This window comes from Collinsella sp. SGI.178, assembly GCF_050313495.1.
Lineage (GTDB): Bacteria > Actinomycetota > Coriobacteriia > Coriobacteriales > Coriobacteriaceae > Collinsella.
This window is the reverse complement of the sequence record NZ_JBNPLM010000014.1, coordinates 42,753-54,822: the sequence shown is the minus strand read 5'-3', so window position 1 is coordinate 54,822 and position 12,070 is coordinate 42,753. Positions and strand designations below refer to the sequence as shown.

The following is a 12,070-nucleotide window of genomic DNA, read 5'->3' as shown; positions in this document are numbered from 1 at the left end:
CACTTCGTGCGGCGGGGGTTCTTTCGTCCTGTGGAATGCGCTGGGAAGTCACCCCATGCGGCCAGCTGAGGGGTCTTTGCTGCGTTCGTACAAGCAACCCAACATATTTCTGAATTTGGATGGGAGGGGCTTGTCGCTGTTGGGGGGGGCGTTGAAGTGCGAGTGACACGTTGGGATGCGCGGGCGCCTTGGGTTGGGGCAATGCTCTGGGATGAGCCTCTTACTTAGGTGAAGAGGGGTTTTATGGCTGAGAGGTAGTCTTTGGCTACGTCGGCCTTATCTGCTTGGAAGTTGTGCCAGGCCCACCATTGGACGGTGGCTACGAAGCTTGAGGCTATGTGGTGGAGGAGGAAGTTGCGATCCATGGTGCTGGCGGGGCCTGCGGGGTCGACAGGGACGGTTTCGGCTGCGCGCGACATGATGGTCTTGCGGAGACAGTCGGCGAAGACGCGCGAGCCGGCGCCGGCTACGAGGGCGCGTACGCCCTGACGACGATCCCAGAGGTTGTTGAGGATATGTTCGACCTGTACGAGCGGGTTATTGAGGGGTGTACCGTCGTCGTCGAGGGCATGGGTGCAGATATCGCACACGAACTCAGCGAGCAGGTCATCTTTGCTCTTGAAGAGGCCGTAGAACGTTGCCCGACCCACATGGGCGCGAGCGATGATGTCGCCGACGGCAATCTTGCCGTAGTCCTCTTCGCGCAGGAGCTCGGAGAACGCCGCAACGATGGCAGCGCGGCTTTTTGCCTTGCGGGCATCCATGGCTATGCGTCCGCGTGAACGAGCAGACAGCGGAGCGTGCCGGAGCAACCCTCGTAGGGGCGTTTGCCGGCGCCGTAGCCGACGGCTTCGATGTGGTAGCGTGAGGGCAGTTGGTCGGACGTGCGCAGCGCGGTGACGATGGCGGCGCCCGTTGGCGTCACGAGCTCGCCGGCGACCGGTGCAGGCGTGAGGGCGATATTGCCTGCCTGGCACAGGTTGACGACAGCGGGGACGGGAATGGGCATGAGGCCGTGGGCGCAGCGGATGGTTCCGTGGCCCTCGGAGAGCGACTCGACCACAACATCCTCAATGCCCAGGTCGTCGAGGCAGATGGCGACAGAGCAGACGTCGACGATGGAGTCGATGGCGCCCACCTCGTGAAACAGGACGGTGTCGGGCGTTTTGCCGTGAGCTTTGGCCTCGGCAGCAGCGAGCGCGGTAAAGATGGCGAGGGCACGACGCTTGGCGCCATCGCTTAGCTGTGAGCCGTCGATGATGGCGGTGACGTCCGCCAAAGAACGGTGGTGATGGTGGTGGGCGTGGTGATGGTCCTCGTGGCCATGGCCGTGGGCCTCATGGTCATGCTCGTGCGTATGCTCGTGGCAGTGTTCGTGTTCGTGTTCGCCATGGTCATGATGGTGGTGCTCATGCTCGTGCGTGTGCTCGGCAGCTGTTTCGTTGCCGAAGAGCCAGGCCATATCGTGATCATGGTTCTCGAGATCCTCTGCCAGCTGAACGTCAAAGTCGCAGGCGTCGATGCCATGCTTGTTTGCACGCGTGACGGCAATCGTAAAGCCGTCGACCGGCAGCGTGGCGAGCTGTTCGCGCAGGTGCCCCTCGCTGGCACCCAGGTCGAGCAGGGCCGCGACGGTCATATCGCCGCTGATGCCCGAGGTGCCGTCGATGATAAGCGTATGCTGATGGTTGGACATGGAATGCTCCTTAACGGGCGCAGGGTGTTCCGGCGCTCAGATGATTGATAAGACTTGCCTGGTAGGCGGCACCAAAGCCATTGTCGATATTGACGACCGAAACGCCGCTGGCGCAGGAGTTGAGCATGGCGAGCAGCGCGGCTATGCCACCAAAGCTCGCGCCGTACCCCACGCTGGTGGGAACGGCGATGACCGGACAGCTCACCAGGCCGCCGATAACGCTCGCCAGCGCGCCCTCCATGCCAGCGATGGCGATGACCACCTGTGCCTGGGCAAGTTCCTCGGCATGCGCGAGCAGACGGTGCAGACCGGCGACACCTACGTCGTAGAGGCGGTCGACCTCGTTGCCGTAGAACTCGGCCGTCAACGCGGCTTCTTCGGCGACGGGCAAGTCGCTCGTGCCGGCGCAGGCGACAACGATGCGTCCGTTACCGGTAGGGGAGGGCTTACCGCCCACGAGGGCGAGCTGGGCGTTCGGGACATATCCCAGGTCGATCCCGTTGTCGAGAAGCTCCGAGGTGCGGGCTGCTTTTTCGGCATCCAGGCGCGTAACCAGGGTGCGCTCCTGACCGGCATCGCGCAGCGCTTTGATAATGGCGGCAATCTGCTCGGCGGTTTTACCGGCGCCGTAGACAACCTCACCGGCCCCCTGGCGCACCCCGCGCGAAAGATCGAGCTGCGCAAAACCCAGATCGGCGGTTGGCGCCGTTTGGATGCGCGTAAGGGCGACTGCCGGGGTGACTGCTCCGTCGGCAACATCGCTCAGTAACTGCTCAAGATCTCGCTTATCCATATATCTTCCCTTCGACGGCGCAAAGTCTAGCACTCAAAGGGTATGTTTCCGAACACTAAGACAAAATTGTTCGGAAACTAGATAAAGGGGATTTGATTCTGTTGTTAGATGGATCGGCTAGTCACGCAGGATGATGTCCATGGCGAGCATCAGGTTGCGCTCGTCGATGGCAAACGGGGCGGCTTCGCGCGTCTTGGGCTTGGCGCAAAATGCGATGCCCGTGCCCGCGGCCTGAATCATGGGGATGTCGTTGGCGCCGTCGCCGATCGCCACGGTATGGGCCATATCGACACCGCACTCAACCGCCCAATCCAGTAGCTGGATGAGCTTGGATTCCTTGGTCACAATGTCTGCCGCCAGCTTGCCCGTGAGCTTGCCGTCTACGACCTCCAGGCGGTTGGCCAGGCAAAAATCGATGCCCGCGGCAGCTACGATCTTGTCGGCGACCTCGTGGAAGCCGCCGCTTACCACGCCGACCTTCCAGCCCTTGCTGTGCGCCGAGCGCACAAGCTCCAGTGCGCCGGGGGTAAACGTCACGCGCTCAAAGGTGCGCTCGAAAACGCTCTCGTCCAGGCCGGCAAGCAGCTCCACGCGCTCCTCGAGCGCCTGCTTAAAGTCGAGCTCGCCGCGCATGGCGCGTTCGGTGATCCGCGCAACTTGCCCGCCCACGCCTGCCTCCTCGCCCAACAGGTCGATGACCTCCTGGTTGATGAGCGTGGAATCGATATCCATAACGATGAGGCGTGCAGTCATGGCGGGCCTTTCCGAGTGCAGTTGTATTGTAGGCACATTGTCGCACGTGACAAGCGCGGGCGGGCAGTGCGGTGCGCCAATTGTTTCGTCTCCGTCAAGTCTTTGAGCGGGAGCCACTTTTTCGCGGTACATCGGCGCGGGTGCGATAAGATAGAACGCCATGTCCGGCTGCGCGGTTTACGCAGGCTGGGCAAATCTGTACGACGCCGCCCGGAACGACACGGGGCGGCACAGATCCATAAAGGAGGATCACTGGTATGAGCCAGACCCGTCCCATCGACGAGCATTCCATGCACACCCATACCTGCGGCGAGCTTCGCCGCGAGAACGTGGGCGAAGAGGTCACCCTTACCGGTTGGGTGAGCCGTCGCCGCGACCACGGCGGCCTTATCTTCTGCGACCTTCGCGACCGCGAGGGCATCACGCAGCTCACCTTCGACCCCGAGCACTCCGACGGCGATGCCTTTAAGATCGCCGAGACCATGCGTCCCGAGTGGCCCATCAAGATTCACGGCGTCGTGCGCGCTCGTGGCGAGGAGACCACCAACGCCAAGCTCGCGACCGGCGAGATCGAGGTCCTGACCGACCACGCCGAGGTGCTCAACACCTCCGTCACCCCGCCGTTCCAGATCGAGGACGGCATCGAGACCAGCGAGGACACCCGTCTGCGCTATCGCTATCTGGACCTCCGTCGTCCCGAGATGATGGCCAACCTCAAGCTGCGCTCCGACTTCACCTTTGCCATTCGCGAGGCGCTTCACAACCGTGAGTTCATGGAGGTCGAGACGCCCTCCCTGTTCAAGTCCACGCCCGAGGGCGCTCGAGACTTCATCGTTCCCAGCCGTATTCAGCCGGGTAACTTCTACGCCCTGCCGCAGTCCCCGCAGCTCCTAAAGCAGCTGCTCATGGTCGGTGGCGTCGAGCGCTACTACCAGGTTGCCAAGTGCTTCCGCGACGAGGACTTGCGTGCCGACCGTCAGCCCGAGTTCACCCAGGTCGATATCGAGATGTCCTTCGTGGACCAGAACGACGTCATGAGCGCACTCGAAGAGGTCCTGGCCGATGCTTTCGGTCGCATGGGTGTCGAGATGCCCACGCCGCTGCGTCGCATGGACTACTGGGAGGCCATGGACACCTATGGCTCCGACAAGCCCGATACCCGCTATGGCATGCATCTGGTCGATCTGACCGACATCTTTGCCAACTCCAAGTTCAAGGTCTTTGCGACTGCCGCAAACGAGGAGGGCTCTGTCGTCAAGGCCATCAACGCCAAGGGCGCCGGTGCCTGGGCACGTGCCAAGATCGATAAGCTCGCCGGCGTGGCCTCCACGTTTGGCGCCAAGGGTCTGGCCTGGATCGCTTTCCGCGAGGACGGCTCCATCAACAGCCCCATCGTCAAGTTCTTCTCGGACGAGGAGATGGCGGCTCTGCGCGAGCGCATGAACGTCGAGCCTGGCGACCTCGTGATGTTCGCCGCCGGCCCGCGCCTGCTTTCTGACGAGATCCTGGGCGGCATGCGCTCTCACATGGCCAACGCACTCGAGATCAAACGCGAGGGTCACGACTTCCTGTGGGTCGTCAACTTCCCGCTGTTCCACTGGGATGAGGACCGCAAGGCCTATGCAGCCGAGCACCAGCCGTTCACTCTGCCGACCGAGACCGACATCGCCAAGATCGAGGCCGACCCGTTGGCTGCCGGTTCCTGCACCTACGACTTTGTCATGGACGGTTTTGAGGCCGGCGGCGGTGGCATGCGCATCCATAACGCCGAGATGCAGATGTCCATGCTCAAGCTCCTGGGCTTTACCGAGGAGCGCGCCGAGTCGCAGTTTGGCTTCCTCATGGAGGCGCTCAAGTTTGGTGCGCCCCCGATGGGCGGTTTTGCCCTGGGTCTGGACCGCGTGTGCATGCTGCTTACCGGCTCCGATTCCATCCGCGACGTCATGGCGTTCCCCAAGACGGCCAGCGGCTCCGACCTTATGTCGGGCGCCCCGAGCGCCGTTTCCGGCGCCCAGCTCAAGGACGTCAGCCTGCGCTTGATGTAGGCGAGCGGCTACATATTGTCTCTAACGAGGGAAGGACGCGTGCCTTCCCTCGTTTTTTTGTGCGCGGGCGTTGCGAGGGCATAGGGTGACCGGACGTCGCGGAAAGTGCGTCCCGGAATCTGCGTCCAGAATGGGCCGCGCTTTCCCAAAGGGGGTCCTCTGGGAAAGCGCGGCCCAGAATTCGGCAAAATAATGGGGCACAGTTTCCGGTTGAGCCTTCTGGCGGAAACTGTGTCCCATCGTTAACACTCGAAGTGGGATGTGGTTTCCGTCCCGCTCTCGACAAGCATCTAACGCTACAATAACTACCACGTGGCTGGGTTTGGCCGGCCAAATGTGCGATGCTGCGGGAGGGGACATGGTCGAGTTTACAAAGACGATTAAAGATCCGTTGGGACTACATGCCCGCCCGGTTGCGCTTCTCTATGACATTATCGCCAAGCATCGTAGTGACGTGTCGGTCAGCATCGGCGATCGCCACACGGATGGCCGCGATATCATGGGACTCATGGCCCTCTATGGTGAGTGCGGCGAGAGCGTTGTCTTTCGTGTTTCGGGCGTGGATGAGGCCTCCTGCGTCACATCGATCAGAAATCTCTCACTCTAAGCGGAACAATGTAAAAAGGGGAGAGTCCCCTCTGTTGCATACATTGGTATGACAAGGCACCGCAAAGAGACCGTCTTTGCGGTGCCTTTGTTTAATATGGGAAACTTTTTCGAAAACTGAATAGAGATACTTTCCAAAAAGTTAACCGCGTGTTAGTTTACTAGTTCGAACATAGATGCGGTTAACTTTTATCGCGTCGATGTTGAGGACGAACCGATGTTAGGAGCTCACTCATGTCTTGCGGACCGCAGATGCCGGCCATGCCGCTTTCGATGGTAAAAGCGGGCGAAACCGTGCACGTGTCTCGTGTAAAGGGCAATGAGGACATAAAGCACCGTCTCAAGGACCTCGGCTTTGTCGAGGGCAGCGAGATCCACGTGGTGAGCTCGAGTGGCGCCAATATCATCGTCACGGTGCTGGGCTCACGCTTTGGCATCGATTCCAAGGTTGCCATGCACATCATGACCGTCGGTTAATCTGCAGCATTTCATAAAAACCGAAAGGGGGATAAGAGGATGAAGACGTTGGGTGACGTTAAGGTGGGCGAGAGCTCTACCATCGTCAAGCTTCACGGTGAGGGCGCACTTCGCCGCCACCTTATGGACCTGGGGCTCATCAAGGGCGCTTCGTTCAAGGTCGTGAAGGTTGCACCGCTCGGTGATCCGGTCGAGATCAACGTGCGCGGCTACGAGCTTTCCATCCGCAAGGAGGAGGCGGCCGTCGTCGAGGTCCAGTAAGGGCCCACTGCGTATATTTCTGCAGATTAAGTTAGGCTTTTCTAACTTAATGCAGCAACTTTGAAGCACATTATCTAGCCCGCGCGGAGAAAGCAGCGCGGGCGCACAAGGAAGAAGGATTGAATGGCGGATTCTCAGATCCATGTCGCGCTGGCGGGTAACCCCAACTGCGGCAAGACCACGCTTTTCAACCTGATCACCGGCGCCAACGGCTACGTTGGCAACTGGCCCGGCGTCACGGTTGAGAAAAAGGAGGCCAAGCTCCTAAGCGACAAGAACGTTACCATCACGGACCTCCCCGGCATCTACTCGCTTTCCCCCTACAGCCCCGAGGAGCAATGCTCGCGCGATTACCTCATGAGCGGCGAGCCCGATGTGGTCGTCCAGGTGGTCGACGCCACCAACCTCGAGCGCAACCTGTACCTGGCGCTTCAGGTTATCGAGACCGGCCTACCCGTGGTCGTTGCCCTTAACATGGCCGACTTGGTCGAGAAGAACGGTGACAAGATCGACACGGACAAGCTCTCCAAGAAGCTCGGCTGCCCGGTCATGATGATTTCGGCCCTTAAGAACAAGGGTATTAAGGAGCTGTTCGAGCAGGTTAAGAAGTCCGCTGCTTCCAAGGGCCAGGTGCCGGAGCACAAGTTCGATTCCTCCATCGAGGACGTTCTGGACCACATCGAAAACAACCTGCCGGCGAGCGTTCCCGCCAACAAGCGTCGCTACTACGCGGTCAAGCTGTTCGAGCGTGATGCGGACGCCTGCAAGCTCATCAACCTCACCAAGGAGAAGGCCGCTCGCGTGGAAGAGCTGGTCGCCCAGTGCGAGCAGGACTGCGATGACGACGCCGAGTCCATCATTACCGGTGAGCGCTATGGCGTCATCGCGCACATCATCGACGAGTGCCTCACCAAGGCTCCGGCCAAGATGAGCACCTCCGAGAAGATCGACCGTGTGGTTACCAACCGTATCCTGGGCCTGCCGATCTTTGTGGTCATCATGTTCTGCGTGTACTACATCGCCGTTTCCACCTTAGGCGGCACGGTGACCGACTTCACCAACGACCAGCTCTTTGGTACCGACGGTTGGTATGTGCTCGGTCAGGGCCGCGACGCCTACGATGCAGCCGTCGAGGCTGCGGGCGACGATGCCGACTCGGTTGACCCGGCGCAGTACGGCCCCTATGTCCCGGGTATCACCACCGTGGTGCACGATGCCCTTGTGGCGGGTGGCACCGAAGACGGCGGCCTGGTCGATTCGCTGGTTTGTGACGGCATCGTCGGCGGTTTGGGCGCCATCTTTGGCTTTGTGCCGCAGATGTTCCTGCTGTTCGTCATGCTGTCCTTCCTGGAGGACTGCGGCTATATGGCCCGCGTCGCCTTTATCATGGACCGCGTGTTCCGCCGCTTTGGCCTGTCCGGTAAGTCCTTTATCCCCATGCTCGTGTCCTCGGGCTGTGGCGTCCCCGGCGTCATGGCCACCAAGACCATCGAGAACGAGAAGGACCGCCGCATGACGGTCATGACCACCACGTTTATTCCCTGTGGCGCTAAGCTGCCGATCATCGCCCTGCTCATGGGTTCTATCATCGGTGATTCTTCCACCACCGCGCCGTGGATCAGCCCGCTCTTCTACTTCCTGGGCGTCTTCGCCGTCATCGCCTCGGGCCTTATGCTCAAGAAGACCAAGCTCTTCGCCGGTCGCCCGACGCCGTTCGTTATGGAGCTTCCTGCCTACCACTTCCCGGCGATCCGCTCTTGGGCACTGCACGTGTGGGAGCGCTGCTGGGCCTTTATCAAGAAGGCCGGCACGGTCATCTTCGCATCCACCGTCGTTGTTTGGTTCCTCTCCAACTTTGGAAGCTACAACGGTTCCTTTGGCTTCCTGCCTGCAATGGACGGCATCCCCGAGGAGTTCATGGACTACTCCGTGCTTGCCATGCTCGGTAACCTGGTCGCTTGGATCTTCGCTCCGCTCGGCTTTAGCACCTGGCAGGCAACTGCGCTGACTGTCTCTGGCCTTGTGGCTAAGGAGAACGTCGTCGCCACCGCCGGCTCGCTGCTGTCCGTGGCTGATGCCGCCGAGACCGACCCGAGCCTGTGGACTGCGTTTGCCGGTATGTTCCCCACCATGGGCGCTTGCGTTGCCTTTGGCGCGTTCAACCTGCTGTGCGCTCCGTGTTTTGCCGCCATGGGTACTATCCGCAACCAGATGGACTCCGGCAAGTGGACCGCGATTGCCATCGGTTACGAGTGCGCCTTCGCTTGGGTGATCGGCCTGTTCATCAACCAGTTCTACAACCTGTTTGTGTTGGGACAGTTTGGTATCTGGACGATTGTGGCCATCGTTCTGCTGGTTGCGATGCTCTTCCAGATCTTTCGCCCTATCCCTGCGCATGCATGGACCGACGAGGACGAGACCAACACTGCTTCCGCCGCAGTTTCCGCTTAAGTCCGAATAAGGATTAGCCCCTTTCCACGAGCCCGGGTGTCTCAGCGAAACTCGGGCTTTTTGGTGGTGGGGGACAGATTGCTTTGCTCCAGAAGTAAGATGTGGCGTTTCCGCAGATAAAACCGACCAAAATAAACCTGTCCCTTTTTGGCAGGTGGAAATGGAGTAAAGTAAGTGACGGTTAACTAGAGGAGGCTTGCTATGGCACCTATCGATATTGTTGTGCTGGCTGTTATCGGTATTGCGTTTGTCGCGGTATGCGTGCGCATCTACCGCAAGGGCACCTGCGCCGACTGTTCTCAGGGTGGCGTTTGCACGGGGCATTGCTCCAACAAAAAGACGTGTGCCGCACTTAAGGGCGTGGACAAAATCGCCGAAGACTTGGGCCGCGGTATTCATTAGCCGAACGGCGCTTGGGCATGTATGGCTGCAGATACGGCAGTTGCTGATACGATAGGTGTGTTAGCAACTGCCGCCGAGCGGCTTAAACGAAAGGAAGCCTGTATGGAGTCCTGTGCCTACCCGATGCTCTTTAGCCCGATCAAGGTCGGTACGACCGAGGTCAAGAACCGCGTCTTTATGCCGCCGGTATCTACCAACCTAGCTGATCACGGCTATGTGACCGACGACTTGGTCGATCATTACCGTGCCCGTGCCAAGGGCGGCGTGGGCCTCATCATTACCGAGGTCGTGACGGTTGAGCCTACCTATACCTATCTACCGGGTGACATGTGCTGCTACGACGACACGTTTATCCCCGGCTGGGAAAAGCTCGCCGCGGCCGTCCACGAGTATGGCTGCAAGATCATGCCGCAGCTCTTCCACCCCGCCTACATGGCCTTTAACATTCCGGGCACGCCGCGCCTGATCGCTCCGTCCTTTGTGGGCCCGTCCTATGCCCGCGAGGCACCGCGTCCTATCACGGTCGATGAGATTCACGAGCTCACGCATCAGTTTGGCGACGCTGCCGTACGTATGAAGAAGGCCGGTGTCGATGGCGTCGAGGTCCACGCGGCGCATGCCCACGGCATGCTCGGCGGCTTTTTGACTCCGCTCTACAATAAGCGTACCGACGAGTACGGCGGCTCGCTCGACGCCCGTATGCGCTTCTTGCTCGAGGTCATCGCCGAGATTCGCGAGCGCTGCGGCAAGGACTTTATCATCGACGTCCGCATCTCGGGCGATGAGTACACCGATGGCGGCCTGACCCTCAACGACATGATCTACGTCTCGCGTCGCCTGGAAAAGGCCGGCGTCGACATGATTCACGTGTCGGGCGGTACCACCATCAAGCGCGGCTCCGCGATTCCCGCCGCCGGTACGCAGCAGGCCTCGCATGCCGCCTGCTCGCGCGAGATCAAAAAGCACGTCAACATTCCCGTCGCCACCGTCGGACGCATTAACGAGGCCTGGATCGCCGAGGAGCTGATCGAGGACGGCGCTGCCGACATCTGTATGATGGGCCGCGCCAATCTGTGCGATGCCGAGTTCTGTAACAAGGCAGCCGCTGGCAACGCCGACGAGATTCGTCCCTGCATCGGTTGCCTGCGTTGCCTGAACGGCATTATGTTTGGCAAGCGCATCTCCTGCACCGTCAACCCGGACGTGGAGCGCGACGAGGCTGGCTACGAGCCCGCCGCCGAGGCCAAGAACGTACTGGTTGTGGGCGCCGGTCCCGCGGGCATGGAGGCAGCCTACATTGCCGCCAAGCGCGGTCATAACGTGGTGCTCGTGGATAAGCAGGACGAGCCGGGCGGCGAGATGCGCATCGCGGCCGTTCCGCCGGCAAAGCAGGAACTCACCCGCGTAATCAAGTATCAGTACCGTCGCCTGGCCGAGGCCGGCGTAAAGTGCGTCTTTGGCACCGAGCTTACTGCCGAGGACATTCAGCGTGACTACGCCGGCTACGAGGTCGTCCTGGCCTATGGCGCCGAACCCATCGTCCCGTCCTTTATGCAGGGCTTTAAGCAGGTTATGACGGCTGACGACCTGTTGGGCGGCAAGGCTTTCCCGGGCAAGAAGATCGTCATCGTGGGTGGCGGCACCGTTGGCTGCGAGACGGCCGATTACCTGGCCCCGTTGGTCAACGACCTGTCGCCGGCCAACCGCGATGTCACCGTCATCGAGATGACCAAGACGCTCGCCGCCAACGAGGGTGGCGCCGGCCGCGCGGTGCTCATCACGCGCATGCTCTCAAAGGGCGTTCACGTGCTGACCGAGGCCAAGGTGACCGAGATTACCGAGGACACTATCAGCTACGAGAAGGATGGCGAGGTCCACACCATTGCCGGTGCCGATACGCTGGTGCTTGCCATGGGCTATCGTCCTAACACCAAGCTGGCCGACGACCTGGCGGCAGCCGGTGTTACCACTCACGTGCTGGGCGACGCCAACAAGTGCGGCAACATTCGCGACGCCATCGGCGATGGCTACAAGGTCGCCTGCGAGCTCTAGTCAACCCCTTGTTTCATGGGGACAGGTTACTTTGCACCAACTTGGTGCATGTGAACCTGACCCCATTGCACCATTTGATAAAACGCAAGCGACGGCCGTCCCGTGTTTGGGCGGCCGCCGCTTGCGTTTTATCAAAGAAAGATCATTGCCGAGCCTTAAATGCCTTTTGTCTGTGTGCCTTCCACAATCATGTTGCGGTTGTAGGCCAGGTGCAGATACATCGCATCGTGAGCGGCAGTGGGGTTGTGCGCCTCGATGGCGTCGGCCGCACCGTGGTGCGTGTGGATGGTCTCCTCGACGAGCTTTTTTGCTCGTTACGTCGATAAAAAGGGGAACGGACGCCTTGAACACACCCATCAGACGGGTAACGACGAGGTTGCCGCCATCCCAGGGCGGCTTCATGGAGTAGCGCCCGTACGCATCGAATTTATCCTCTCATAGATGTGCGGCACCAAGAGCCCCGAGTTCATACGAGCTCGGGGCTCTTTTCGTTTGGATTGCAGACGTATTGACAGACGAAAACAGTCTGCGTCC

At 60.3% G+C, this 12,070-nt stretch carries 11 protein-coding genes; 7 read left to right on the top strand and 4 right to left on the bottom strand.

Going from position 1 to position 12,070, the window contains the following annotated elements:
• Positions 1-224 precede the first annotated feature (224 nt).
• The 4 genes from ACQRAQ_RS05560 to serB all read right to left on the bottom strand — a co-directional run bounded on the left by ACQRAQ_RS05560 (position 225) and on the right by serB (position 3,242).
• Positions 225-764, bottom strand: a complete 540-nt coding sequence (locus ACQRAQ_RS05560) for a TetR/AcrR family transcriptional regulator (RefSeq protein WP_427794181.1) — start codon at positions 762-764, stop codon at positions 225-227.
• 2 nt (positions 765-766) lie between these two features.
• Entirely contained in the window at positions 767-1,696 is a 930-nt protein-coding gene (locus ACQRAQ_RS05555) for a LarC family nickel insertion protein (RefSeq protein ID WP_427794180.1), read from the bottom strand.
• A 10-nt stretch (positions 1,697-1,706) separates the two neighbouring features.
• A complete protein-coding gene (gene larB, locus ACQRAQ_RS05550) occupies positions 1,707-2,489 on the bottom strand; it encodes a nickel pincer cofactor biosynthesis protein LarB (protein ID WP_427794179.1) in 783 nt (260 codons plus the stop codon).
• 117 nt (positions 2,490-2,606) lie between these two features.
• Complete coding sequence (serB, locus tag ACQRAQ_RS05545) at positions 2,607-3,242, bottom strand: phosphoserine phosphatase SerB (RefSeq protein ID WP_427794178.1); 636 nt, start codon at positions 3,240-3,242, stop codon at positions 2,607-2,609.
• 257 nt (positions 3,243-3,499) lie between these two features.
• Between serB and aspS the strand changes: the two genes are divergently transcribed.
• The 7 genes from aspS to ACQRAQ_RS05510 all read left to right on the top strand — a co-directional run bounded on the left by aspS (position 3,500) and on the right by ACQRAQ_RS05510 (position 11,536).
• Positions 3,500-5,287, top strand: coding sequence for an aspartate--tRNA ligase (gene aspS / locus ACQRAQ_RS05540; RefSeq protein WP_427719815.1), 1,788 nt, complete (start codon positions 3,500-3,502; stop codon positions 5,285-5,287).
• 358 nt (positions 5,288-5,645) lie between these two features.
• The gene (locus tag ACQRAQ_RS05535) at positions 5,646-5,894 is read left to right on the top strand and encodes an HPr family phosphocarrier protein (protein WP_427719814.1); all 249 of its coding nucleotides are present in this window, start codon (positions 5,646-5,648) and stop codon (positions 5,892-5,894) included.
• Between the two features lie 233 nt (positions 5,895-6,127).
• Positions 6,128-6,370 carry a FeoA family protein gene (locus tag ACQRAQ_RS05530; RefSeq protein WP_427747574.1) on the top strand — a complete coding sequence of 81 codons (243 nt, stop codon included), beginning with the start codon at positions 6,128-6,130 and terminating at the stop codon, positions 6,368-6,370.
• Between the two features lie 39 nt (positions 6,371-6,409).
• Positions 6,410-6,631 (top strand): FeoA family protein, encoded by a 222-nt coding sequence (locus tag ACQRAQ_RS05525; protein WP_427794177.1) that lies wholly within the window; start codon positions 6,410-6,412, stop codon positions 6,629-6,631.
• Positions 6,632-6,754: 123 nt separating this feature from the next.
• Positions 6,755-9,082: a ferrous iron transporter B gene (feoB, locus tag ACQRAQ_RS05520; protein WP_427794176.1), complete on the top strand. Its 2,328-nt coding sequence runs from the start codon at positions 6,755-6,757 to the stop codon at positions 9,080-9,082.
• A gap of 201 nt (positions 9,083-9,283) precedes the next feature.
• Positions 9,284-9,484, top strand: a complete 201-nt coding sequence (locus ACQRAQ_RS05515; protein WP_427794175.1) for a hypothetical protein — start codon at positions 9,284-9,286, stop codon at positions 9,482-9,484.
• A gap of 102 nt (positions 9,485-9,586) precedes the next feature.
• Positions 9,587-11,536, top strand: a complete 1,950-nt coding sequence (locus tag ACQRAQ_RS05510) for an NAD(P)/FAD-dependent oxidoreductase (protein ID WP_427794174.1) — start codon at positions 9,587-9,589, stop codon at positions 11,534-11,536.
• The last annotated feature ends 534 nt before the right edge of the window (positions 11,537-12,070 follow it).

Bases quoted from the DNA above. Each gene is read 5' to 3' on its own strand.
- serB (WP_427794178.1), bottom strand. From the start codon at position 3,242: ATGACTGCACGCCTCATCGTTATGGATATCGATTCCACGCTCATCAAC.
- aspS (WP_427719815.1), top strand. From the start codon at position 3,500: ATGAGCCAGACCCGTCCCATCGACGAGCATTCCATGCACACCCATACC.
- ACQRAQ_RS05555 (WP_427794180.1), bottom strand. From the start codon at position 1,696: ATGTCCAACCATCAGCATACGCTTATCATCGACGGCACCTCGGGCATC.
- ACQRAQ_RS05535 (WP_427719814.1), top strand. From the start codon at position 5,646: ATGGTCGAGTTTACAAAGACGATTAAAGATCCGTTGGGACTACATGCC.
- feoB (WP_427794176.1), top strand. From the start codon at position 6,755: ATGGCGGATTCTCAGATCCATGTCGCGCTGGCGGGTAACCCCAACTGC.
- ACQRAQ_RS05530 (WP_427747574.1), top strand. From the start codon at position 6,128: ATGTCTTGCGGACCGCAGATGCCGGCCATGCCGCTTTCGATGGTAAAA.
- larB (WP_427794179.1), bottom strand. From the start codon at position 2,489: ATGGATAAGCGAGATCTTGAGCAGTTACTGAGCGATGTTGCCGACGGA.
- ACQRAQ_RS05525 (WP_427794177.1), top strand. From the start codon at position 6,410: ATGAAGACGTTGGGTGACGTTAAGGTGGGCGAGAGCTCTACCATCGTC.
- ACQRAQ_RS05560 (WP_427794181.1), bottom strand. From the start codon at position 764: ATGGATGCCCGCAAGGCAAAAAGCCGCGCTGCCATCGTTGCGGCGTTC.
- ACQRAQ_RS05510 (WP_427794174.1), top strand. From the start codon at position 9,587: ATGGAGTCCTGTGCCTACCCGATGCTCTTTAGCCCGATCAAGGTCGGT.
- ACQRAQ_RS05515 (WP_427794175.1), top strand. From the start codon at position 9,284: ATGGCACCTATCGATATTGTTGTGCTGGCTGTTATCGGTATTGCGTTT.